The 21954-nt window shown below is 62.5% G+C and carries 22 protein-coding genes, 3 tRNA genes, 1 other RNA gene and 2 pseudogenes; 17 read left to right on the top strand and 11 right to left on the bottom strand.

Going from position 1 to position 21954, the window contains the following annotated elements:
• Nucleotides 1-14 precede the first annotated feature (14 nt).
• Nucleotides 15-584 (top strand): relaxation protein, encoded by a 570-nt coding sequence (locus tag J5I97_RS07395; protein WP_208590692.1) that lies wholly within the window; start codon nt 15-17, stop codon nt 582-584.
• 204 nt (nt 585-788) lie between these two features.
• On the opposite strand, the gene J5I97_RS07390 is transcribed toward J5I97_RS07395, so the two are convergent.
• The gene (locus J5I97_RS07390) at nt 789-1760 is read right to left on the bottom strand and encodes a LysR family transcriptional regulator (protein WP_208590690.1); all 972 of its coding nucleotides are present in this window, start codon (nt 1758-1760) and stop codon (nt 789-791) included.
• 181 nt (nt 1761-1941) lie between these two features.
• Here J5I97_RS07390 and J5I97_RS07385 point away from each other — a divergent pair, with 181 nt between their 5' ends.
• The 5 genes from J5I97_RS07385 to fdxA all read left to right on the top strand — a co-directional run bounded on the left by J5I97_RS07385 (nt 1942) and on the right by fdxA (nt 5991).
• On the top strand, nt 1942-2574 hold the full coding sequence (locus J5I97_RS07385; protein ID WP_208590686.1) for a 2-dehydro-3-deoxy-6-phosphogalactonate aldolase: 633 nt from the start codon (nt 1942-1944) through the stop codon (nt 2572-2574).
• Nucleotides 2571-3719 carry a galactonate dehydratase gene (dgoD, locus tag J5I97_RS07380; RefSeq protein WP_208590684.1) on the top strand — a complete coding sequence of 383 codons (1149 nt, stop codon included), beginning with the start codon at nt 2571-2573 and terminating at the stop codon, nt 3717-3719. Before J5I97_RS07385 ends, dgoD begins: the two co-directional genes overlap by 4 nt.
• Complete coding sequence (locus J5I97_RS07375; RefSeq protein WP_208590682.1) at nt 3713-4624, top strand: SMP-30/gluconolactonase/LRE family protein; 912 nt, start codon at nt 3713-3715, stop codon at nt 4622-4624. The genes dgoD and J5I97_RS07375 overlap by 7 nt, the downstream gene beginning before the upstream one ends.
• Nucleotides 4621-5499 (top strand): 2-dehydro-3-deoxygalactonokinase, encoded by an 879-nt coding sequence (locus J5I97_RS07370; RefSeq protein WP_208590680.1) that lies wholly within the window; start codon nt 4621-4623, stop codon nt 5497-5499. Before J5I97_RS07375 ends, J5I97_RS07370 begins: the two co-directional genes overlap by 4 nt.
• A 168-nt stretch (nt 5500-5667) precedes the next feature.
• Nucleotides 5668-5991 carry a ferredoxin FdxA gene (fdxA, locus tag J5I97_RS07365; RefSeq protein WP_002813779.1) on the top strand — a complete coding sequence of 108 codons (324 nt, stop codon included), beginning with the start codon at nt 5668-5670 and terminating at the stop codon, nt 5989-5991.
• Nucleotides 5992-6113: 122 nt separating this feature from the next.
• On the opposite strand, the gene J5I97_RS07360 is transcribed toward fdxA, so the two are convergent.
• Together J5I97_RS07360 and dapA are read right to left on the bottom strand one after the other, a co-directional pair.
• A complete protein-coding gene (locus tag J5I97_RS07360) occupies nt 6114-6629 on the bottom strand; it encodes a hypothetical protein (RefSeq protein WP_208590678.1) in 516 nt (171 codons plus the stop codon).
• A gap of 16 nt (nt 6630-6645) precedes the next feature.
• Nucleotides 6646-7554 (bottom strand): 4-hydroxy-tetrahydrodipicolinate synthase, encoded by a 909-nt coding sequence (gene dapA / locus J5I97_RS07355; protein ID WP_208590676.1) that lies wholly within the window; start codon nt 7552-7554, stop codon nt 6646-6648.
• Between the two features lie 161 nt (nt 7555-7715).
• Here dapA and J5I97_RS07350 point away from each other — a divergent pair, with 161 nt between their 5' ends.
• The 9 genes from J5I97_RS07350 to J5I97_RS07310 all read left to right on the top strand — a co-directional run bounded on the left by J5I97_RS07350 (nt 7716) and on the right by J5I97_RS07310 (nt 12474).
• Nucleotides 7716-8291 carry a glycine cleavage system protein R gene (locus tag J5I97_RS07350; protein WP_017118075.1) on the top strand — a complete coding sequence of 192 codons (576 nt, stop codon included), beginning with the start codon at nt 7716-7718 and terminating at the stop codon, nt 8289-8291.
• A gap of 13 nt (nt 8292-8304) precedes the next feature.
• A complete protein-coding gene (locus J5I97_RS07345; RefSeq protein WP_208590668.1) occupies nt 8305-8655 on the top strand; it encodes a ribonuclease E inhibitor RraB in 351 nt (116 codons plus the stop codon).
• A 37-nt stretch (nt 8656-8692) separates the two neighbouring features.
• Complete coding sequence (locus J5I97_RS07340) at nt 8693-9175, top strand: peroxiredoxin (protein WP_208590666.1); 483 nt, start codon at nt 8693-8695, stop codon at nt 9173-9175.
• A gap of 81 nt (nt 9176-9256) precedes the next feature.
• On the top strand, nt 9257-10654 hold the full coding sequence (locus J5I97_RS07335) for a PhoH family protein (protein ID WP_208590664.1): 1398 nt from the start codon (nt 9257-9259) through the stop codon (nt 10652-10654).
• A complete protein-coding gene (locus J5I97_RS07330) occupies nt 10654-11136 on the top strand; it encodes a hypothetical protein (protein ID WP_208590662.1) in 483 nt (160 codons plus the stop codon). The genes J5I97_RS07335 and J5I97_RS07330 overlap by 1 nt, the downstream gene beginning before the upstream one ends.
• 71 nt (nt 11137-11207) lie before the next feature.
• Complete coding sequence (gene thiD / locus J5I97_RS07325; protein ID WP_208590660.1) at nt 11208-12017, top strand: bifunctional hydroxymethylpyrimidine kinase/phosphomethylpyrimidine kinase; 810 nt, start codon at nt 11208-11210, stop codon at nt 12015-12017.
• Nucleotides 12014-12175: a hypothetical protein gene (locus J5I97_RS07320; protein ID WP_208590652.1), complete on the top strand. Its 162-nt coding sequence runs from the start codon at nt 12014-12016 to the stop codon at nt 12173-12175. Before thiD ends, J5I97_RS07320 begins: the two co-directional genes overlap by 4 nt.
• Nucleotides 12176-12224: 49 nt before the next feature.
• Nucleotides 12225-12301 (top strand) — tRNA-Arg (locus tag J5I97_RS07315).
• A gap of 96 nt (nt 12302-12397) precedes the next feature.
• Nucleotides 12398-12474: transfer RNA gene (locus J5I97_RS07310), tRNA-Arg, on the top strand.
• A gap of 81 nt (nt 12475-12555) precedes the next feature.
• On the opposite strand, the pseudogene J5I97_RS07305 reads toward J5I97_RS07310, so the two are convergent.
• Nucleotides 12556-12971: pseudogene (locus J5I97_RS07305) on the bottom strand (hypothetical protein); the annotation flags it as partial.
• Nucleotides 12972-13066: 95 nt separating this feature from the next.
• Nucleotides 13067-14011, bottom strand: coding sequence for a LysR family transcriptional regulator (locus J5I97_RS07300; RefSeq protein WP_208590650.1), 945 nt, complete (start codon nt 14009-14011; stop codon nt 13067-13069).
• A gap of 136 nt (nt 14012-14147) precedes the next feature.
• Between J5I97_RS07300 and J5I97_RS07295 the strand changes: the two genes are divergently transcribed.
• Entirely contained in the window at nt 14148-14849 is a 702-nt protein-coding gene (locus J5I97_RS07295) for a pirin family protein (RefSeq protein WP_208590649.1), read from the top strand.
• 185 nt (nt 14850-15034) lie between these two features.
• Here the strand turns inward: J5I97_RS07295 and J5I97_RS07290 are convergent.
• The 5 genes and pseudogenes from J5I97_RS07290 to recX form a co-directional block, all read right to left on the bottom strand.
• Nucleotides 15035-15980: pseudogene (locus tag J5I97_RS07290) on the bottom strand (PAS domain-containing protein); the annotation flags it as partial.
• Between the two features lie 645 nt (nt 15981-16625).
• Nucleotides 16626-16718: transfer RNA gene (locus J5I97_RS07285), tRNA-Ser, on the bottom strand.
• An 83-nt stretch (nt 16719-16801) separates the two neighbouring features.
• Complete coding sequence (csrA, locus tag J5I97_RS07280) at nt 16802-17014, bottom strand: carbon storage regulator CsrA (RefSeq protein ID WP_002813814.1); 213 nt, start codon at nt 17012-17014, stop codon at nt 16802-16804.
• Nucleotides 17015-17154: 140 nt separating this feature from the next.
• The gene (alaS, locus tag J5I97_RS07275; protein ID WP_208590647.1) at nt 17155-19803 is read right to left on the bottom strand and encodes an alanine--tRNA ligase; all 2649 of its coding nucleotides are present in this window, start codon (nt 19801-19803) and stop codon (nt 17155-17157) included.
• A 101-nt stretch (nt 19804-19904) separates the two neighbouring features.
• Nucleotides 19905-20393, bottom strand: coding sequence for a recombination regulator RecX (gene recX / locus J5I97_RS07270; protein WP_208590640.1), 489 nt, complete (start codon nt 20391-20393; stop codon nt 19905-19907).
• Nucleotides 20394-20759: 366 nt separating this feature from the next.
• Here recX and J5I97_RS07265 point away from each other — a divergent pair.
• A non-coding RNA gene (locus tag J5I97_RS07265) (sX9 sRNA) lies at nt 20760-20835 on the top strand.
• Between the two features lie 4 nt (nt 20836-20839).
• Here J5I97_RS07265 and recA read toward each other — a convergent pair.
• Nucleotides 20840-21871 (bottom strand): recombinase RecA, encoded by a 1032-nt coding sequence (recA, locus tag J5I97_RS07260; RefSeq protein ID WP_002813818.1) that lies wholly within the window; start codon nt 21869-21871, stop codon nt 20840-20842.
• Nucleotides 21872-21954: the final 83 nt, after the last annotated feature.

Below are 21954 nucleotides of genomic sequence, written 5' to 3'. Positions count from 1 at the left end.
AAGGAAGATGCACAATGAATGCAAAAGACCCGCTGACGTTGGTCAGCAAGACCGCCGCGCTCATGGAGCAGTTCGAGCGCCGCTGCAATGAAATGGAGCAGCGGCAACGCCAGCTTGCGCAGCAGCTGGAGCAGGTGGCGCAGTCGTTGCCCGGGGTGATGACCCGTTCGGCCGAGCAGACCTTGCAGCGTGTGCCCGACACGTTGGTGAGAGATGTCCAGCAGGGGATGGACCAGTCGGTCGCCGGTTTCGAGAAGCGGCTGCAGCACGCCGGTAGCTTGATCGGGGGCGGTGCGCAGTCCCTGTCCGATCAACTCAAACGCATCGAGCGGGCGCAGCGCCTGCTGCTGTGGAAAGGCGCGGCGGTCGTGGTCGGAAGTCTGCTGGTGTTGCTGGGCGGCGGCGGATGGTTGCTGGCCCACTATCGCCAGCAAATCGAAGACAACCAGTTGCGTGCGGAGTTGTTGCGCGCCTACAACGCTGCCGACGTGACCCTGTGCAACGGCCGGCTATACGCCAACGTCGAGACCAAGGGCCAGGCCTACGGCGATCGCCGGCAATATCGACAGGTCAAACCGCGCTGATTCCGGCGGCAAGTACACGATGGCACCCCCTGCCGTCTTAACGGCCAGGACGATGTGTTGCGCGCCATAATGTGACTGTCGGCGACACCCTGCGCTGGATCGCATTCCTGTTAGTCTGGCTCCGACCGATCATGGTGCGGCCCACGGTGCAAACAGCAGCACCGGTTGCCGTCGTCCCCCGACGAAGCTGATTTTCAGGACCGGCTAGACCGACGACTCCGGCGCCCGCAAACCGGGATACAAGCGCCGCGCGGTAGTGCGCAGCGCCTGCAAAATGCGCTCGGCCCCAGGCGGCAAAATGTAATTGCGCCGACGAATGATACCGAACGACTCCATCCGCACACCCAATTCGATCGGCAACACGGTCAGCAGCTTGGCCTGGATCAGCGGCGTCACCGATTCCACCGGCAAAGCGGTGAGCATGTCGGTGCCGCGTAACAGCGTCGAGGTGACTGGCAAGGACGAGGTCTCGATCGCATTGGTCGGCGTCTGCACGCCGTGCTCCAAGAACATCGAATCCAGCCGCGCGCGCAGCATGCTGTCGGCCGGCGGCAGGATCCAGCCATGTCGCACCAGATCCGCATGCTGCAGACCGGCCCGGCTAGCCAGCGGGTGACCGGCGCGCGCAATCACCGAATGCGGCTCGTCGGCCAACGGCTCGAATTCCAACTCGCCCACGCCTTCCGGCCCCAGGATGCGGCCGATCACGATATCCAGCTGGCCATCCAGTAACTTGGCAACCAGCGTACGGCTGTAGTCCATCTCCACCCGCACCAGGATGTCCGGAAACTCGCGTTTGACCTCGGCGATCGACTGCGGCACCAGGTTAGTGCCCGGATTGAGCACGGTCCCGATCGAGGCCTGGCCCATGCGGCCCGCGCGCAGCGCTGCGATTTCTTCCTGCGCCCGGCCGATCTCCGACATCGCTGCACGGGCACGACGGATCAGCACTTGACCATACCAAGTTGGCTCGACGCCACGGGCGTGTCGCTCGAATAACTTCACCCCCAGCATGTCTTCCATTTCCGCCAGCAGCTTGGAGGCTGCCGGCTGGGTCATGCTGGCGGCCTCGGCCGCACGCAATACCGAGCGCTGCTCGTGCAAATGCAGCAGTAGCAACAGCTGGCGCGTCTTGAGCCGGGCTGCGTTGAACCAGGGGGTACCGGAATGTGCCATGGAGCGCCCTCGAAGCCGTGTATTCGTCGGAGGAATAGAATATTCCGAAAATTTCATTTGCCGCGCATATCTCCCTCGCGCGAGGCTATCGGACGCCGCAGCATGAGCCCCACAGCTCTCCCGATGTTGCCGACCAGTCGGTCGCCAGCGGCCGCTTTCCCGCTCCATCGCCAATGACACCATGACCTCAGAGACCACCGCCAGCCCGTTCGCCCTGCCGCTGATCGCCATCCTGCGTGGCATCACGCCGGAAGAAACGCTCGACCATGTCGGTGCGCTGATCGACGCCGGCTTCGACGCGATCGAGATTCCGCTCAACTCGCTGCGCTGGGCCCAGAGCATTGCCCTTGCCCAGCAGACCTATGGCGAGCGCGCCTGGATCGGCGCCGGCACCGTGCTGCGTAACGAAGACGTCGACACCCTGGCAGAGATCGGCGCGCGCTTCATCGTCACCCCGAATACGCGCCCCTCGCTGATCCGCCATGCAGTCGCGCGCGGGCTCACCGTGGTGGCCGGCTTTGCGACCGCCAGCGAGGCGTTCGACGCCATCGATGCCGGCGCGACGATCTTGAAGTTGTTCCCCGCAGCCACGTACGGCGCAGCGCATGTGCGCGCGCTGCGTTCGGTGCTGCCCAAGCACATTCCAGTCTATGTGGTCGGCGGCGTCAGCCTGCAGAGCCTGGCCGGCTTCAGCGCGCAGGGCGCTGATGGCGCCGGCATCGGTGGCGAACTGTATAAACCCGCGCAATCACTCGAAACGACACGAACGCATGCACGCGCCTTCGTGCAGGCCTACCAGGAACTGCAAGGATGAAGATCACCCGCCTCAGCACTTTCCACGCTGCACCGCGCTGGCTGTTCCTCAAGGTCGAGACCGACGAGGGCATCACCGGCTGGGGAGAGCCGGTCATCGAAGGCCGCGCACGTTCCGTGGAGGCCGCCGTACACGAACTGGCCAGTTACCTCGTCGGCAAGGATCCGGCGCGCATCAACGACCTGTGGCAGACCATGTACCGCGCCGGTTTCTACCGCGGTGGCGCTATTTTGATGAGCGCTATTGCCGGTATCGACCAGGCCTTGTGGGACATCAAGGGCAAGGCGCTGGGGGTGCCGGTGTACGCGTTGCTGGGCGGCCTGGTGCGCGACCGGATGAAGACGTATCGCTGGGTCGGCGGCGACCGCCCCGGCGCGATCATCCAGCAAATCGCCGATTACCGCGCGCTGGGCTTTGATACGTTTAAGTTCAACGGCACCGAGGAAATGAAGCTGATCGACAGTGCGCGGGCCGTCGATGCCGCAGTGGTCAAGGTCGCCGAAATCCGCGAGACCTTCGGCAGCACCATCGACTTCGGCATCGACTTCCACGGCCGCGTCGGCGCGCCGATGGCCAAGGCGCTGCTGCGCGAACTGGAGCCGTTCAAACCGCTGTTCGTCGAAGAACCGGTGCTGGCCGAACAGGCCGAGTATTACCCGCGTCTGGCCGCGAGCACCTCGATTCCGCTGGCCGCCGGCGAGCGCATGTTTTCGCGCTTCGAATTCAAGAACGTGCTGTGCGCCGGCGGTCTCGGGATGGTGCAGCCGGATCTGTCGCATGCCGGCGGCATCACCGAGTGCGTCAAGATCGCCGCGATGGCCGAAGCATACGATGTCGGCTTCGCACCGCACTGCCCGCTCGGCCCGATCGCGCTCGCCGCGTGCCTGCACGTGGACTTCGTTTCGCACAACGCGGTGCTGCAGGAACAGAGCATCGGCATTCACTACAACGAAGGCGCCGACCTGCTCGATTACGTCATCAACAAAGAAGATTTTCACTGCGTCGATGGCAGCATTGCCGCCCTGCCCAAACCCGGGCTCGGTGTGGAGATCGACGAAAAGATGCTCAAGCGCGCAAACGAAAATCCGCCGGATTGGCGCAACCCGGTGTGGCGTCATGCCGACGGCAGCATCGCCGAATGGTGAGCACGCCCGAACACACCGCCGTGCTGGCGGTCGACAGCCGCTGCACGCATGGCGAAGGCGTGCTGTGGTGCGCGCAGCGCGAAGCGCTTTACTGGGTCGACATCAGCGAAAAACGCATGTGGCAGCACCATCCGGCTAGCGCGCATACGCGCTACTGGACGCTGCCCGATCGCCCCGGCTGCATCGGCTTGATGGACGACGGCCGCGTGCTGATCGCGCTGGCCAAGTCGCTGTGCATCGCCGACCCGGACAATGCCGATGGCGATGAGTTGCCGCTCGAAAAACGCGTCGACGTCGAAATCGACAACCCGCTCACGCGCAGCAACGATGGCCGCGCCGATCGCAATGGCAACTTCGTGTTCGGCACCATGGACGAGCACGACGACAAGGCCGCCCGCGGGGCGATGTATCAGTTCTCGCTGCGCCATGGTTTGCGTGCGTTGCCGCTGCCCGGCGTGTCGATCCCCAACTCGATCTGCTTCAGCCCCGACGGCCGCACCTTGTATTACTGCGATTCGGTGCGCCCGCACATCTTGTGCTGCGATTACGATGCCGATAGCGCGCAGACCAGCAACACCCGCGTGTTCGCCACGCTGGACCGCGACGATGCCGAGCCGGACGGCTCCATCGTGGACAGCGAAGGTCATCTCTGGAACGCGCAATGGCGTGCCTGGCGCGTGGTGCGCTATCGCCCCGATGGCAGCGTGGAGCGCATCGTGCAACTGCCAGTCAAGCACCCCACCTGCAGCGCCTTCGGTGGCGCCGCGCTGGATCGCCTGCACGTGATCAGCTCGCGCCTGGACCACAGCGCCGAAGAGCTGGCCCGCACCCCCGAAGCCGGCGGCCTGTACATCTGCGACCTGCCGATCAACGGCCTGCCCGAGAGCCGGGTGGCAAGCGCATGATCGCCATCGACTGGGGCACCAGCAGCCTGCGTGGCTATCTGCTCGACGCCCACGGCAAGGTGCGTGAGCAACGCCGCGGCAGCGACGGCATCCTGGCCTGCCAGAACCGCTTTGCCGAGGTGCTGAGCAAGCTGATCGACGGCTGGCAAGGCCCTGTGCTGCTCTCGGGCATGATCGGCAGCCGCAACGGCTGGGTCGAACAGCCGTATCTGCCCTGCCCGGTCGATACCGCCGCGCTTGCCCAGGCACTGCGCAGCAACGACGACCTGCTGGCCGAACGCACGCTGTGGTTCGTTCCCGGCGTAAGTACTGGCGAACGCGGCGGCGTGCCCGATGTCATGCGTGGCGAAGAAACCCAACTGGTCGGCCTGATCGCCGCACTCGGCGACGGCAAGCACGTTGCCTGCCTGCCCGGCACGCACAGCAAATGGGCGCGCATCGCCAACGGCCAGCTGACCGGTTTCGCCACCGTCATGACCGGCGAGCTGTACGCCGTGCTACGCCAGCACAGCATCCTGGGCAAGCTGATGCAGGACGATCATGCCGACCTGGACAGCGGCGCGTTCTTGCAGGGTGTGGACCGCAGCGCCGAACCTGGCGGCCTTAGCCACCACCTGTTCGGCACCCGCACGCTCGGCCTGTTCGACCGGCTGTCCACACAAGCACTGCCGTCCTACCTCTCGGGCCTGCTGATCGGCCACGAACTGCGTGACCACCGCGGCGACCACGCCACCGTCTACCTGGTCGGCAGCCCCGCCCTGACTAAACGCTATGCGCTGGCGCTGGCGCATCTAGGTGTCAAGACCCAGCTGTATTCGGAACAACTGGCGGCCGCCGGATTGTTCGCACTGGCCAAGCAGCGCAAGTTGGTCTGACCGGAAACTCCGCAGGGAAAAGCAAACAAAGCCCCTCTCCCCGGGGAAAAGGATTGGCCTGAGATAAAACTGAAGGCAGCCACCGAACGGACTAGACTTGAAGTCCAGCAACCCCACACCCACTACCGGACTGCTTTAGAATTGACGGGCTAAACGCCGGATTCCGCCATGCCTTTTGTTGTCACCGAGAACTGCATCAAGTGCAAATACACCGACTGCGTCGAGGTCTGTCCAGTGGATTGCTTCCACGTCGGCCCGAACTTCCTGGTCATCGACCCGGACGAGTGCATCGACTGCACTTTGTGCGAACCGGAATGCCCGGCCAACGCAATCTACCCGGAAGACGACGTCCCAGCCGGCCAGGAAGCCTTCGTCGCGCTCAATGCCGAACTTGCCAAGGCCTGGCCGGTTCTCACCGTGCGTCAGGAACCGCTACCCGATGCCGCCCAATGGGATGGCAAGCCGAACAAGTTGCCGCTGCTGCAGCGCTGAAGCAGCGCGGTGCGCGATACCCGGCGAGGCACTTGTCGACGACGCAGCACTGAGACACCGCACCGAAACGCAAAACGGGCGCCCAAAGCGCCCGTTTTACTGTCAAACATGCCGCTACGACCTCAGCTGCCCAGCTTGCCCTTGAGCGCAGTGATCACCGCCAACGGCGCTGCGGCCGTTGCCGGCATACCACGCGGATCCACGGCCGACACATAGCTGCCGGCATCGGTCTTGACCACGCGCACCAGGAAGCTGGAGCCCTCGTAAGTCACGTCGTAGGAACCGAGCATCTGCGCCTTGCTGGCGATGGTCAGGCCCGGAATGTCGGCCAATGCCGCGCCGACCTTGGCAAACACTTCATCGCGCTCGCCCGGCACGGTGAACCCGCTGTTGGCGCTCGCCGACGGTGCCGAGGTGTTCTGCTGGGTGGTCGACGCCAGCGTCGGCACCTTCATCGCACCGGAGGTGTCGGGCAGGTTCAGATCCGGCGGCACTTCCAGCGGGCGGGCTTCCGGGGCCAGCGCGTAGTCACCGCGTGCGCCCTTGTGAAACCAGCTGCAGCCACTCGTGGCGGCGACGGTGGCGGTCGCCAGCAACGCGAGCGAAAGCACGCGGACGGGGGAAACGGAATGACGCATCGATAGATCTCCTGGGTCAGGCCGCGAGCATTTCGCGGCTGGAAAGCGCTTCCAACGCAATCGCGTCGGCGGCAAGGCGGTCGGCGGCAGGCTGGTGCGCCGCAGAAAGTGGCAGTAACGGCAAACGTACGCCGTACCCGATCCCGACGCGCTGCAGCAGCGCCTTGACCGGGATGGGATTGGATTCGATACCGCAGAAACTGTGGTACTCGCTCAGGCGCGCGTCCCAGGCAATGGCGGCCTCGCGCTGGCCATCGCAGGCCAGATCGCACAAGCGCCGGTACGCTGCCGGCAAGACATTGGACGCCACCGAAATCAGCCCCGTGGCGCCGGACAGCATCGACTGCGCAGCGCTGCCGTCGTCGCCACTGAGCAACGCGAAGGTGTCGCTACGCAACGCAACCAGCGCGGCAACGCGCTCAGGTTCGCTACGCGCCTCCTTGATGGCGACGATATTCGGATGGTCGACCAGCTCGGCAACCGTCGCCGGCAGCAGATCGCAGCCGGTACGTCCGGGCACGTTGTACAGCACCACCGGCAACCCGCCGCTGTCGGCGACCGCCAGGAAGTGCGCTTTCAAACCGGCCTGGGTGGGACGTACGTACGGCGGCGTGACTACCAGCGCGTACTGCGCACCCAGTGCGGCGGCGCGGCGCGTCTGTGCGATGGTCTTGGCAGTGCCCGACAGCCCGGTACCGGCCAGCACCGGCACACGACCGACCACCTGCGTAACGGCGGCGCGCAACAGCATGTCGTACTCATCGTCGCTCAGCGCAGCGGCTTCGCCGGTGGAGCCGGCAACCACAATTCCCTGCACGCCGCCGTGCAGCTGCTGCTCCAGCAGCCGCCGCCAGGCATCCAGGTCGAGTGCGCCGTCCGGACCGAAAGGTGTCGCCAGCGCGGTGATGATGCCGGAAAGGGACAAGATTCTGTTGCTCTTAACGTGACAGGAAAAGGCCCGCGCACGCGCGGGTTGCGACGACCTGCATGTTACTTGCGGCGCGAAACCACGGGCAAGTATGCTGATAACCGCCAGGGCGCCTGCCCGGGCGGCCGCCTGCCCGGGCGGCCATTCAGCCTTATGCAATGCCGGAAGCCCCTTTGACCGACTCTACACCCCGGCCTTCGCCGACCGAAAATCACCTCCTGATCAATGCCTACACGACGCATCCGGAGTCTCCTCTGTTGCCCGTCACCCGCCGCATCGCCGACAGCGGCTGCAATCTCGTGGACGCCCGCCTGGCCACGGTGGGGCGCGACGTCTCGGTCACCGCCCTGGCAACTGGCTCCTGGGATTCGGTCGCCAAGCTCGAAGCCATGCTGACCCGGCTGGAACGCGAGGAAGGCCTCAAGCTGGTGTGGTATCGCACCGGCCCCAAGCAGACCCAGTCCAACCTGCTGCCCTACATCGTCGAGGTCATCGCCGCCGACAAACCGGGCATCCTGTTCCAACTGGCCGACTTCTTCGACCGCCAGGGCATCACTATCGAGAACCTGCAGAGCACGCGCTACCGCGCCATGCAGACCGGCGCGGAGATGTTCTCTGCGCAGGTGACGATCGGCGTGCCGGCCAATATGCACATCGCCGCATTGCGCGATGATTTCCTGGAATTCTGTGATCACCTCAATCTCGACGCGATCATGGACCCGATGAAGTTCTAAGGCAGCAATACCGATGGCCATCGCGATCTGCGCGCTGAAACAGATGTTCGACCACATCCGCTCCGAGACCGACTGGAATCTCGACGGGCCGTTGCGCTGGGAATATTTCTTCGCCGACCCGGCGCAACAACCGCTGCAACAACTTGCCGAGCAACTGACCCAGAACGGCTATCGCGTCATCGACATCTTCCTCGGCGAACGCGACGAAGACGATGGCGACGACGAAGAGTCGTACTTCCTGCACGTGGACAAGCTGGAACAGCACACCATCGAGTCGCTGAATCAGCGCAATGCGCAGTTCGATGCGCTTGCCAAACGTTTCCATGTGGCTGCTTATGATGGGATAGAGGTCGGCCCGGCATGACCGCGCCGTACGCCCCTCCACTTAGGGCTGAGCAACGATGACCGACGCTGTACTGGAATTACCCGCTGCAACCTTCGACCTGACGCTGTCGCTGTCCGGCGGCACCCGGACCACATTGGGCGGTTATGCCGGCAAATGGGTGGTGCTGTATTTCTATCCGAAGGACAGCACGCCCGGCTGCACCACCGAAGGCCTGGATTTCAACGCGCTGCTGCCGCAGTTCAAGCAGACCGGCGCGGTCGTGCTGGGCGTCTCGCGCGACTCGGTGAAGTCGCACGACAATTTCTGCGCCAAGCAGGGATTCGCCTTCCCGCTGATCAGCGATAGCGAGCAGGCCCTGTGCCGCGCCTTCGACGTGATCAAGGAAAAGAACATGTACGGCAAGCAGGTGCTCGGTATCGAGCGCAGCACCTTCCTGCTCTCGCCCGAGGGTGTGGTGGTACAGGCCTGGCGCAAGGTTAAGGTCGCCGGCCACGCCGACGCCGTGCTGGCCGCGTTGAAGGCGCACGCCAAACAGTGACGCCCCTCGTTTCCCGCATCCTCCATCACCCTGCCCCGCAGGCGTGATGGCTAGCCCCTGCTCCATCACTTGGAAAACCCAATGACCCGAGGCAAGCGCATCTACGTGCTGGACACCAACGTGCTGATGCACGATCCCACCGCGCTGTTCAAATTCGAGGAACACGACGTGTTCCTGCCGATGCAGGTGATCGAGGAGCTCGACAACGCCAAGAAGGGCACCTCCGAAGTCAGCCGCAACGCGCGCCAGGTCAGCCGCTTTCTGGACGAGTTGCTGGAGAACGCCAATACCGAGCAGATCCAGGCCGGCATTCTGCTCAGCCATCCACAAGGCATCCAGCTCAAGGGGCAGGCCGCAATCGGCCGGCTGTATTTCCAGATTCATCCAACCGACGCGGGCCGCACCTTCGGCGCGCTGATTCCGGACAACAAGATCCTGGCCGCCGTGCTGGCGCTGCGCGAAGAAAATCAGGATGTGCCGGTCATCCTGGTGTCCAAGGACATCAACCTGCGCATCAAGGCCTACATCAGCGGCTTGAATGCGGAGGACTACCAGAACGATCGCGCGCTGGACGATTTCAGCCTGCTGTTCACCGGTGCCGTCGAGCTGCCGGAAGACTTCTGGCAGAAGCACAACGAAGACCTGCGCAGCTGGAACGAGCGCGGCCGCACGCATTACGAGATCGTGCTGACCGACGATGAAGACTGGTATCCGAACCAGTACCTGTATTTGCCGGGCGAGGACGAGGTCGAACTGCGCGTTGCCAAGATCGGAGGCGGCAAGGCCACCCTGTGCCTGGTCGACGATTTCCGCAGCGGCCAGCACGCGGTGTGGGGCATCGTGGCGCGCAACCGCGAGCAGAATTTCGCGCTCAATGCCTTGATGGACTCGGAGATCGACTTCGTCACCCTGCTCGGCACCGCCGGCACCGGCAAAACCCTGCTCGCGCTCGCCGCCGGCCTAGCGCAGACGATGGACCAGCAGCGCTATCGCGAAATCATCATGACCCGCGCCACCGTCAGCGTGGGCGAAGACATCGGCTTTTTGCCCGGCACCGAAGAAGAAAAGATGACCCCCTGGATGGGCGCACTGACCGACAACCTGGAAGTGCTAACGCACAACCAGGAAGGCGGCGCCTGGGGGCGTGCGGCGACCAACGATCTGCTCGCCAGCCGCATCAAGATCCGTTCGATGAACTTCATGCGCGGGCGCACTTTCCTGTCGCGTTATCTGATTTTGGACGAGGCGCAGAACCTCACCCCGAAACAGATGAAGACGCTGATCACCCGTGCCGGCCCCGGCACCAAGATCGTGTGCCTGGGCAACGTCGAACAGATCGATACGCCCTACCTCACCGAAACCACCTCCGGCCTGACCTACGCGGTGGATCGCTTCAAGGCCTGGCCGCACAGCACGCACATCACACTGCGGCGTGGCGAACGTTCGCGCCTGGCCGACTTCGCCTCAGAGGTGCTGTGATGCAGGCGCTAGGCGGCGCTGCGGCGCTCGCTGTGGTCATGCTGGCCGGCTGCGCCACCACGCAGCCGCCATCCAGCGTGCCGACCAACATCAAGAACGGGCAGTCGTGGATCGTCACTCGCCGGAGCGTTGCCGAGCAGGTGCTGAACACCTGCTCGCGCGAAAGCCCGGCGCGCCATCCCGACCAGACCACCAGCTATTGGACACCCAGCCGACAACAGATCGAACAGCTCGAATCCCGACAGGACGCACTGACGCCCGCCATCCCCGAGCCACGCGATTTCGACCGGCAATACGTGGGCGTGGTGATCCAGGGCCAACAGCTAATTTACATCAACGCGTTCAAGCTACCGAACGATCCACCAGTGAAACCGGCCAGGAAGGCGATTCAGGTCTGCGGCGGTGGCAGCACATTCTGGGGCGCGCTGTACGACCCGCAGACCGGTGCGTTTTCCCACATTGCGGTGAACGGAACGCCGTGACGACGTAGGTGCCGGCATCGCGCACGCAAACACTCTGCACAGCCGCAACCGCAGCAGTGCAGAATCGGCGCATGACCACGCCCAGCACACTGTCCGCCATGACCATCGCCGGCTCCGATTCCGGCGGTGGTGCCGGCATTCAAGCCGATCTCAAGACCTTCGCCGCACATCGCGTGCACGGCCTATCGGCGATCGCCGCCTTGACCGCGCAAAACACCCGCGCAGTCACTGCCGTGCATATCCCACCGATCGCGTTTTTGCAGGCGCAGATCGATGCTTGCTTTGCCGATTTCCGGATCCAGGCCGTCAAGCTCGGCATGCTCGCCAACCCCGAGGTCATCCATTGCGTGGCCGACCTGCTCGAAAAACATCGCCCGCCGTTCGTGGTGCTCGACCCGGTGATGGTATCCACCAGCGGCGCGCGCTTGCTCGAAGACGCCGCACTGGATGCGCTGCGCACGCGCCTGCTGCCGCTGGCCACCCTGATCACGCCCAACACGCCTGAAGCCGAGCTGTTGACCGGTCGCCATATCGACGATGCCGACGCCGCCGAGCACGCCACCGCCGCCTTGCTCGAACTTGGCGCCAATGCCGTGCTGCTCAAGGGCGGCCATCTGCACGAAGGCGCGCGTGTGATCGACCGCTTCGACGACGGCGGCACCCAGAACGTGTTCATGCATCCTCGTCTGCAGGTCGATGCACACGGCACCGGCTGCAGCCTGTCGGCGGCAATCGCTGCGCAGCTTTGCCAGGGCTTGTCGTTGCTCAATGCCTGCGAAGCGGCGATCGACTATGTTGCGCGCGCCATCCGCCTCGGCCAGTCGCCCGGTCATAGCGACGTGCTGGTGCTCGACCATTTCGGTGCCGCACCCAGCACATGAGCGGAAACAGCACGCTCGCCGTGAGCGCCGCCGACGGACACAGGTGGCAAGTGATCCGCTGCGCGCTGGCGCGGCTGATCGCCACGCTGCTGCGTCTGCCGGCGTTCGGGGAGCGGCGCGGTCTTGCCGATGAGGTCGACGGCGATCGAATTTCATAAAGGGATTGACGAGTACGAAAGGCATCCGCATAATTCCGCTGCTGACGAAGCGCCCGTAGCTCAGTTGGATAGAGTACCTGGCTACGAACCAGGCGGTCGGGAGTTCGAATCTCTCCGGGCGCACCATCTTCAGAATATGAAAAAGACAGCTGTAAATCGCTGTCTTTTTAGTGAGAAAGGTTCGATCCTTTCGCGTCAAATCTGCAAGCCAAAACAAGATATGCGCCCGTAGCTCAGTTGGATAGAGTACCTGGCTACGAACCAGGCGGTCGGGAGTTCGAATCTCTCCGGGCGCACCAATCTTGAAGAAAACGACCAGCTTACTGGTCTTTTTTTTTTGCCTGTCACTTGATGGTGCGATCAAGCTGTCGCGCCGAGAGCATCCGCCTCGCCGACCACGCCGCGGATACTTCGTACGAACACGCGCAATAGATCACCACGCTGCGATCGCGCGGCACGCCGGCCAGGATCTGGGCCAACTGATGCTCGTCTCCCGATAGCCCGGCGCACAGTGAGCCACAGGCTTTTGTCGCCATCGCGCAACGAAACCAACTCGGCCACTACGATGCGCGCGTGCTCCAGCGATTGCAGCAGGCTGTGACACCGCCGCCAACGCTAATCGACGTAGCCGGCCAACATCGCCGCCAGCACCACAGTGCGCCGGCCATCGGCACCATCGACAACCTGGGTAGAACTTGGCCACCGCCAACACCCGCAAGCCACAGCGCGAAAGGAAACGCTCGGTCTTTTTCACGCAGGTATCGCGCGACATCGACAACCAGCACAACGACTGCACCTTGGCGAGCAACAGCGCCAATCCGTACAGTAGTTAGATCAAGCCTTGCATGCGACGCCCCTGCGCGACGGCGAGCGACCCTTATCCGCCATTCGTCACACGTGCAACTGCCTGTGGGCGACGGAACGATACGTTTCGGCAAGCGACTGCAACCAGCCGTGGAACAGGCCTTCGCTGCGCAATGCGCGACGCCACCATCCCAACGCTTCGCCTTCCTCGCCCGGTCGCCACGCCAGATAAAAGGTTTCGTCGGGTTTGTGGGTTTCCACCTGCACTTCACGCAGCCGGCCATCCTGCAACGCGCCGCGCGCATATGGCTCGGGCAGGAAGCCGTAGCCGGCACCGGCAAGTTGCAGCAGCAGCTTGGTCTGCATGTCCGGAACGGTGAGCACATCGCGGCCGGGCAACAAGCCGACGGTGCGTGGCAGCAGACGCCGCCCAGAATCCGCCACTGCGATCGCGCGGTGCTCGGCCAGCTCGGCTGCACCCAACGTGCCGGCGCCCGCCAGCGGATGCGTGGACGCCACTGCGAACACGAAGCGCAGCATACCGATCAGCTCAGCGACATACCCGCCGCCACTTGGCCCCTCCCCCGCCGCAACGATCAGGTCCACGCGACGGTCCAGCAACGCCTCCCAATTGCCCGATAGCGACTCGCTCAACACACGCAAGCGTGTGCTGTCGGCCACCGTGTAGAAGTCCAGGATCTGCGCCTGCAGCAAGGCGACCGGCAGGATCGCATCCAGCCCAATCGCAAAGTCCGATTCCCAGCCCGACGCCACCCGTCGTACCCGCACTTCCAGCTCCTGCGCGGCACGCAACAGATGACGCCCTTCGCGCAACAGCTCGCACCCGGCCTGAGTCGGCGTTGCCTTTGGCCCCACTCGCTCGAACAGCTGCACCCCCAGATCGTCCTCCAGCTTGGACACCATGTAGGAAATCGTTGACGGCACCTTAAACAACACCTTGGCCGCGGCTGTAAACGACCCGCGACGGTCGATCGCATCCAGGATTTGCAAGGCTTCCAAGCTGATTTTCATTGTTCGATTTTTTCGATGATACCGACCAAATCTACTCGCTTTTTCTCCCCGGCGCGGAGGCCGAAACTACGTATCAATCCGCTGGGACACCAATTCACGCCTCCGGCGTCATTCGAATCTTTCAAGGAGAAGCGCCATGTTGAAAGTCCGCAAGAGTGAAACACGTGGCCGCGCCGAGCATGGCTGGCTGTCCTCGCACCATACCTTTTCCTTCGCCAGCTATCGCGATCCGCACCATATGGGCATCGGCCCGCTGCGGGTGATCAACGAAGACAAGGTGCAGCCGGGCGAAGGCTTCGGCACCCACGCACACCGCGACATGGAGATCATTTCCTACGTCTTGGGCGGCGCGCTGGAGCACAAGGACAGCATGGGCACCGGTTCGGTGCTGCATTACGGCGATGTGCAGCGGATGAGCGCCGGCAGCGGCGTCAACCACAGCGAGTTCAATCACTCGTCCAGCGAGCCGGTGCATTTTCTACAGATCTGGGTGGTGCCCAAGCGCAACGGTATCGAACCGAGCTACGAAGAGAAACACTTCGACGCAGACAGCAAGCGCAACCAGTTGCGCCTGATCGCCTCGCCCCATGGCGAGGACGGCTCGCTACGCCTGCACCAGGACGCGCGCCTGTATGCCTCGATCCTCGACGGCGGCGTGCGCCTGCAGCAGCCACTGGCTGAAGGCCGCATCGGCTACGTGCAGGTGGCACGCGGCAGCCTGAGCGTCAACGGCCAAGTGCTGTCGGCCGGTGATGCGCTGCAGGTCACCGGCGAGCCGGAGATCGTGCTGGCCGATGCACGCGATGCGGAAGTGCTGGTGTTCGATCTGCCCAAGTAAGCAGCGGACGTGGGTCTTGTAACGGGTTGCGACATGTTCGCGTGCTGCAGCACGCCAGCCACTCGTTGAAACAGACAAGCCCGCTTCGGTGGGCTTTGTTTTACGCGGACCTGTGGGTGAGTGGCGCCGCTATCGCTGCAAGCTTTTGCGTAGCTGCCTCAATAAGGCTCGGCCTCCAAGATGCGTGCAAAACGCTCCAGATCATCGACCATCTGTGCCTGATCGCTTGCTTGCACACCGATACCTACAGTGGCGTTGATAACCTCGGCAATGCCATCTGCACCGCACCGCGCCACCGTGGCCGAGTCTTCGACCATGCGCCGCGCCGATCCCGCGTTCTTGGAATTGATACGCACGGTCGCGGCTAGTTGATCGATAGTGGTCGAAGTCTGCACCACCGCCGTGGACTGCATGGACACGCAACTGATCAGTTCCTGATTACTGGCCGAAATATGGTGCGCTTCGTGCTGCACGTTCTACGCAATGCGCACGGTCTGCCGCATCATATCGCGCATGCGTTCGGCCGAGCGCACCTGATCGGTCTCATTCGTGGTGCTTGCCACGGATCCCATCGAGCCCATAGCCCCTCACCTGCAAAAGTTTCTGGTTGGCATCGAGCTACCGACATCACCTCGCAGGTGCGCCAGACCGCCGATTTTGAGAGGCAGATCGACGCGATCGACAGGGTGATGGCGGTCTTCGAGTTTCGCTCGATGACACGGTGCTCGCTTCGCCACGCGATACGTCCTGCCGGATCGATCCAGCAGCGGGTTGTACGATGCGTTGATCCACACCTCGCGCCCGTGCTTGTCCAAGCAGCAGAAACGTCTGGCATTGAAGTCCCCACGATGCAGCGCCTCCCAAAACTGGCGATAGCTGTCGCTGCCGCGGTCAGTGAGCGTCATGAACATGCGGTGATGTTGGCTGAGCACGTCGTCCAGCCGATAATCCATCAGGCACAGGAAGTTCTGGTTCGCATCCACAATGTGGCCATCCAGATCGAACTGGATCACCGCCATCATCCGGTCCACTGCATCGGCCCTGCGCTATAGCCCACGATCATAGAATAGAAAATAGGCGTTCAAGCAGATGCGATAGGCGCATCACGTCAAAATCCGGCATACCATGGATAAGACATGGGAGTCTGCAGAAGTAGCCACTCACCGACATGACGATCCGTCACTGCATCGATCGAGCCGTCACGCATCAGGCGCACGCGACCACTCGTGTGATACCAGCAGCAGCCCATCCCTCATCTGCGGTGGCAACAATTGACGCGCGAGAAGACGGCATCGATCAAGAAGTTACCTGCACATCGCGTCGCATGCATCCACGGCCAACTTGATAGCAGTCGAAGCGCAGCCTCACCGCGAGGCTGAGCATGACTGCAGTGCGTGCGGCACTTACCGGGCCACCCGACAAGCACGAGACAACCGGAGCGAGGTCTCTCAAAGATTTTGACAATGACTTTCGCAGGCGCCGCGATGTACACAGGCGCGGCGCCACATGGCCATCGCATGCATGCGACAACATCAGGCAAATAGACGACCCGCCTTAGAAAGGAGAGGCCTGCCAGCCATGACTTGGAAGCGGGGATCGATGAAGCATTGATCGATGCGTTTTGACTCAATGCCGGCACGCACTTCAATTAGCTATTGCAAAACAACGGATTCTGGTCGCTGTAGAGGCGCTGGTACCGCGCTCAAATATCTTAACAAAGGACCCAAGCAAAATGAAAACACCCGCAAATCATTGATTTGCGGGCGTTTGAAACACTGGCGGAGCGAGAGGGATTCGAACCCTCGATAGAGCTTTTGACCCTATACTCCCTTAGCAGGGGAGCCCCTTCAGCCGCTCGGGCATCGCTCCAATTTTTGCTGCCTGCCGCGATTTCCGTGGCAGGCCGCGAAGAATACCGGGTAAGAGGGGCTAACGTAAACCCTTTGCAAGGATCAATTCGAAGAATCGTCGCTACGATGCGCGCCCGAGGCGACCGGCTCATCCCCACGCTGGATGCGCTGATAGATTTCTTCGCGGTGTACAGCTACATCCTTGGGTGCGGTGATACCAATGCGCACCTGATTACCCTTGACGCCGAGCACGGTAACAGTAACCGAGTCGCCGATCATCAAGGTTTCGCATACCCGGCGAGTGAGGATCAACATTTTGCAAATCTCCTTGAACCGGTGGATTTCCCACCAGCATCGACGGCCTCCTAGAATGAGACGCGCCCTGGGTAAAGGGAATAGACAGAAAATAGTAGCGTGAGATCCCGCTAGCCAGCAAGGCATAGCAGGCTAAGTGTTCAGCCCAAGTGTTGCTTGACCCAGGATGGCACACCGTCGAGTGCGGTCGCAAGGGCGGGCCCGTCCTCGCCACCACCCTGGGCGAGATCCGGACGGCCACCGCCCTTGCCCCCGATCTGAGTGGCGATATGGCCGAGGAGTTCCCCTGCCTTCACCTTGCCAGTTGGGCTGCCATTCACACCAGCGACGAGGGCGATTTTGCCGTCAGCGGCACCCGCCAGCACGATCACCGAATCGCCCAATTGCTGCTTCAAACGATCCATCGCATCGCGCAGCGCCTTGGCATCGAAGCCTTCCAGACGCACTGCGACGACCTTGACGCCTGCCACATCGACTGCACGGGAACCCAGATCTGCTGTCGCACCGTAAGCCAGCTTGGCCTTGAGCGATTCCAGCTCACGCTCCAGTCGCTTCTGACGCTCGGTGAGTGCACGTACCTTGTCGACCACTTCGGAGGTATTGCCGCCAACCAGACTGGCTACCTCGAGCAAGCGGCGCTTTTCGTTGGCCACATAATCCAGTGCACCCTGTCCAGTAACCGCTTCGATGCGGCGCACACCCGAGGACACTCCACCTTCGGAGGTGATCTTGAACAAGCCGATGTCGCCGGTGCGAGTGACATGCGTGCCACCGCAGAGCTCGGTTGAGTAGCCGCCCATTTTGAGCACGCGAACGTTCTCGCCATATTTTTCACCGAACAAAGCCATTGCACCGAAGTCCAGCGCTTCTTGCATGGCCATGTTGTGCACTTCAACGCAGTGGTTGGTTCGCACCTCGGCATTGACTTTGCGCTCGATGACAGCGAGCTCTTCAGCGGTGATTGGCTGGAAGTGGGAGAAGTCGAAACGCAGGCGATCAGGCGCAACCAGCGAGCCTTTCTGCTGCACATGGGTTCCCAACACTTCGCGCAATGCGGCGTGCAAGAGATGCGTTGCCGAGTGGTTGAGGATGGTCTTGCCGCGACGCTGCACGTCGATGCCACCTGCAAGCACATCGCCCAGCGCAAGCGCGCCTTCGGTGATGCGTCCGATATGGCCGTGGAACTGCCCGGCGAACTTCTGTGTGTCGACGATGTCGATGGAGACGTCGGTACCGCTCAGCTGCCCACTATCACCGATCTGGCCACCGGACTCGGCGTAGAACGGCGTGCGGTCGGTAAACACGATGACCTCATCGCCCGCTTCTGCACGTCCGACCGGACGGCCATGCTTGAGCAACGCGACGACTTTGAGCGCATCGGCATCGTGCGATTCATAGCCGAGGAACACCGTCGGCGACATGGTTGCGACCAGATCGGCCGGCAATGCGACGCCACCGCCAAACTTGCCTGCCGCACGCGCGGTCTCGCGCTGACGCTCCATGGCGAACTCGAAGCCCTCCATGTCCACGCGCATGCCGCGCTCGCGCGCGATATCGGCAGTCAGATCGACCGGGAAGCCGTAAGTGTCGTAGAGACGGAAGGCATCGGCACCGGGAATGACGTCCTGCGAGCGCGAAGCGACGTCGTCGAAGATCTTCATGCCGGCGTCCAGCGTCTCGGCAAAGCGCTCCTCTTCGGCCAGCAAGGCACGCGCAACCGTCTCCTGCGCCGCCGCCAGCTCCGGATAGGCTTCGCCCATGAGCTCGACCAGGGTCGGCACCATCTTGCTGAAGAACGGCTGGCGTACGCCCAGCATCCAGCCATGCCGCAGCGCACGCCGGATGATCCGGCGAAGCACGTAGCCGCGACCTTCATTGGACGGCAGCACTCCGTCTACGATGAGGAACGAACACGCGCGGATATGATCGGCGATCACCCGCAGCGACTTGGTCTCCAGGTCGGTGATGCCTGTCAGTGCGCCGGCATTACCGATCAGCGCCTGGAACAGGTCGATTTCGTAATTGGTGTGGACGTGCTGCAGGATCGCGGCTAGACGTTCCAGCCCCATGCCGGTGTCCACGCAGGGGGCCGGCAGCGGTACCAAGGTGCCATCGGGCCGGCGGTCGAACTGCATGAAGACCAGATTCCAGATCTCGATAAAGCGATCGCCATCTTCGTCCAGCGAACCGGGCGGACCACCGGCGATGTGATCGCCATGATCGAAGAAGATCTCAGTGCACGGGCCGCACGGGCCGGTGTCGGCCATTTGCCAGAAATTGTCCGATGCGTACGGCGCACCCTTGTTGTCGCCGATGCGTACGATGCGACTTTCCGGAATTCCGATCATGTCGCGCCACAGTTCGAAGGCTTCTTCGTCAGTGTGATAGACCGTGACCAGCAAGCGGTCGGCCGGCAGCTTCCAGACCTGGGTCAGCAGCTCCCATGCCCATGCGATGGCGTCTTCCTTGAAATAGTCGCCAAACGACCAATTGCCCAGCATTTCAAAGAAGGTGTGGTGACGTGCGGTATAGCCCACCGAATCCAGATCGTTGTGCTTGCCGCCCGCACGCAGGCAGCGTTGCACGTCCGCGGCGCGCACGTAGCTGCGCTTTTCCGCGCCAAGAAAGATATCTTTGAACTGGACCATGCCGGAATTGGTGAACAGCAAGGTCGGGTCGTTGCCCGGCACCAGGGGCGCGGATGGCACGATGGTATGGCCCTTCCCCTCGAAGAACGCAAGGAAGTCACGACGGATCTGAGAAGTGCTGAATTTGGCAGGTGCGTTCATGGGCTGGCATTAGGCGGGCGGCAGTCCCGGTCACCCAATGAGATGTGGGCGCAGATGAGCGGAACAACCTTAAACCGCGAAGAGTAGCAGCCCTGACGTCCTCAGTCGTCAAAGTCGAAGCGCGTGGCACTGCGAATGCTATTGCAATCAAAACCACGCCGGGCCAGCAAATCGGCGGCCTTACGCCGCTGCGGCAGATCAACAGGCCCCTCCTCACCGAACCGACTAAGGATCAGATCGCGTGCATTCTCTGTCCAATCGCCTTCAAAGGTGGACATAGCAGCACTGATGGCATTGCTATCCAGGCCATGGGTTCCGAGTTCAGCACGAATATGCAGGGGGCCGTAGCCCAAGCCCGCACGATTACGCACTACAGCGGCCGCAAACCGGGTGTCATCCTGCCAACCTTCGCCTGTAAGGCGATCGACGGCGGCTTGCGCAGCTTCCGGCTCGATCCCCCGTGCTATCAGCTTCCGATTCAATTCCTTGCGCGAATGCTCGCGACGCACCAGCAGACCAAGTGCGCGCTGGACCGGTGTCTGTTCCTTTAAACCACGTCCCCGCTTTAGCGCGGGCTCTTGCTCGTCCATCGTGAGGTGTCCTGAATCGACAAAATCAATTGCTAAATCAATGCGCCGTCCGTGGCACCTGCCCTCCTGGCCTTCGATAGATCTACCGCGAAGAGCAACGGCACTGACTCCACCGTCCCCGCGATAGAAAAACTTGCAGCATGATCACAATTGCCGCATACCACTGTTACGTAGCCAGCAGCCGGGTGCAGGCGATGCTTTGAACCGCCAAGTACCATGTGTACATGACGGTTTCCGTGCATGACCGACACTGGCCCCTGGTTACCAGCGGTGCCGTTTCCGAGCACCGGCCGCTTCGGCGACACTTAGAGCGGCCAACAAAACAACTGCGCCGCCAGGCGGGCGCGGCCGGTGCTCGGAATCGGCATGCACCACGCGTACACTCTGGTTCCTCCGCGCCGTCCGCACCCACCTGACGACTGCTCGCTAGGTTTTGTTAGCTGCTCTTATTCTTTCTCGGCGTCGTCTGCTTCGCGCGGCGCTTCGGCAGGCTGGAACTTCTCGCGCAGCTCGGCTTCCAGCCGGACGGCAACCTGCGGGTTATCGCGCAGGTAAGTGCGGGCATTGTCCTTACCTTGCCCGATGCGCTCCTCGCCGTAGCTGTACCAGGCGCCGGCCTTATCGACCAATTTGGCTTCCACGCCCATGTCGATCAACTCGCCTTCGCGGCTGATGCCCTCGCCGTAGAGGATTTCGGTCACGACCTGCTTGAACGGGGGCGCCAGCTTGTTCTTGACTACCTTGATCTTCGTCTGGTTGCCGATGATCTCGTCGCCCTTCTTGATCGCGCCGATACGACGGATATCAAGACGCACCGAGGCGTAGAACTTCAGCGCATTGCCGCCAGTGGTCACTTCCGGGCTCTGGCCCGGCATCATGACACCGATCTTCATGCGCAATTGGTTGATGAAGACCACCAGCGTGTTGGAACGCTTGATGTTGCCGGTCAGCTTACGCAGCGCCTGGCTCATCAGACGAGCCTGCAGACCTGGCAGCTGGTCGCCCATTTCGCCTTCGATTTCTGCCTTCGGGGTCAGTGCGGCAACCGAGTCGATCACCACAATGTCCACCGAGCTGGAACGCACCAGCATGTCGGCGATTTCCAGCGCCTGCTCACCGGTATCCGGTTGCGACAGCAGCAGGTCGTCAACGTTGACGCCCAGCTTGGCTGCATAGATCGGGTCCAGTGCGTGCTCGGCGTCGATGAAGGCCGCAGTGCCGCCCTTTTTCTGGCACTCGGCAATCGCCTGCAGGGTCAGGGTGGTTTTGCCCGAGGATTCCGGGCCGTAAATTTCAACCACGCGGCCCTTCGGCAGACCACCGATCCCCAGTGCGATGTCCAGCATCAGCGAGCCGGTCGGAATAACTTCGACCGCCTCGATCACGCGGTCGCCCATGCGCATCACCGAGCCCTTGCCGAATTGCTTTTCGATCTGGCTCAGTGCAGCAGAAAGGGCGCGCTTCTTGTTCTCATCCATCTGGGTGATCCTTGTCAGTGATTTCGCTATGGGGCTTCGGTATGGGGCTAATGTAGCGGCTGTGTATCGCACAAGCTGAGACT

The sequence above is a fragment of the Xanthomonas fragariae genome, assembly GCF_017603965.1.
Classification (GTDB): domain Bacteria; phylum Pseudomonadota; class Gammaproteobacteria; order Xanthomonadales; family Xanthomonadaceae; genus Xanthomonas; species Xanthomonas fragariae_A.
Note: the sequence above shows the minus strand (reverse complement) of the source record. Positions and strands in the feature narration are given on the sequence as shown.

Coding starts and splice junctions, on each gene's coding strand:
- J5I97_RS07335 (WP_208590664.1), top strand. CDS start 9,257: ATGACCCGAGGCAAGCGCATCTACGTGCTGGACACCAACGTGCTGATG.
- J5I97_RS07345 (WP_208590668.1), top strand. CDS start 8,305: ATGGCCATCGCGATCTGCGCGCTGAAACAGATGTTCGACCACATCCGC.
- J5I97_RS07300 (WP_208590650.1), bottom strand. CDS start 14,011: ATGAAAATCAGCTTGGAAGCCTTGCAAATCCTGGATGCGATCGACCGT.
- J5I97_RS07370 (WP_208590680.1), top strand. CDS start 4,621: ATGATCGCCATCGACTGGGGCACCAGCAGCCTGCGTGGCTATCTGCTC.
- J5I97_RS07320 (WP_208590652.1), top strand. CDS start 12,014: ATGAGCGGAAACAGCACGCTCGCCGTGAGCGCCGCCGACGGACACAGG.
- J5I97_RS07395 (WP_208590692.1), top strand. CDS start 15: ATGAATGCAAAAGACCCGCTGACGTTGGTCAGCAAGACCGCCGCGCTC.
- J5I97_RS07350 (WP_017118075.1), top strand. CDS start 7,716: ATGCCGGAAGCCCCTTTGACCGACTCTACACCCCGGCCTTCGCCGACC.
- J5I97_RS07375 (WP_208590682.1), top strand. CDS start 3,713: ATGGTGAGCACGCCCGAACACACCGCCGTGCTGGCGGTCGACAGCCGC.
- J5I97_RS07340 (WP_208590666.1), top strand. CDS start 8,693: ATGACCGACGCTGTACTGGAATTACCCGCTGCAACCTTCGACCTGACG.
- J5I97_RS07360 (WP_208590678.1), bottom strand. CDS start 6,629: ATGCGTCATTCCGTTTCCCCCGTCCGCGTGCTTTCGCTCGCGTTGCTG.
- alaS (WP_208590647.1), bottom strand. CDS start 19,803: ATGAACGCACCTGCCAAATTCAGCACTTCTCAGATCCGTCGTGACTTC.
- J5I97_RS07330 (WP_208590662.1), top strand. CDS start 10,654: ATGCAGGCGCTAGGCGGCGCTGCGGCGCTCGCTGTGGTCATGCTGGCC.
- thiD (WP_208590660.1), top strand. CDS start 11,208: ATGACCACGCCCAGCACACTGTCCGCCATGACCATCGCCGGCTCCGAT.
- J5I97_RS07385 (WP_208590686.1), top strand. CDS start 1,942: ATGACCTCAGAGACCACCGCCAGCCCGTTCGCCCTGCCGCTGATCGCC.
- dgoD (WP_208590684.1), top strand. CDS start 2,571: ATGAAGATCACCCGCCTCAGCACTTTCCACGCTGCACCGCGCTGGCTG.
- J5I97_RS07295 (WP_208590649.1), top strand. CDS start 14,148: ATGTTGAAAGTCCGCAAGAGTGAAACACGTGGCCGCGCCGAGCATGGC.
- fdxA (WP_002813779.1), top strand. CDS start 5,668: ATGCCTTTTGTTGTCACCGAGAACTGCATCAAGTGCAAATACACCGAC.
- csrA (WP_002813814.1), bottom strand. CDS start 17,014: ATGTTGATCCTCACTCGCCGGGTATGCGAAACCTTGATGATCGGCGAC.
- J5I97_RS07390 (WP_208590690.1), bottom strand. CDS start 1,760: ATGGCACATTCCGGTACCCCCTGGTTCAACGCAGCCCGGCTCAAGACG.
- recX (WP_208590640.1), bottom strand. CDS start 20,393: ATGGACGAGCAAGAGCCCGCGCTAAAGCGGGGACGTGGTTTAAAGGAA.
- recA (WP_002813818.1), bottom strand. CDS start 21,871: ATGGATGAGAACAAGAAGCGCGCCCTTTCTGCTGCACTGAGCCAGATC.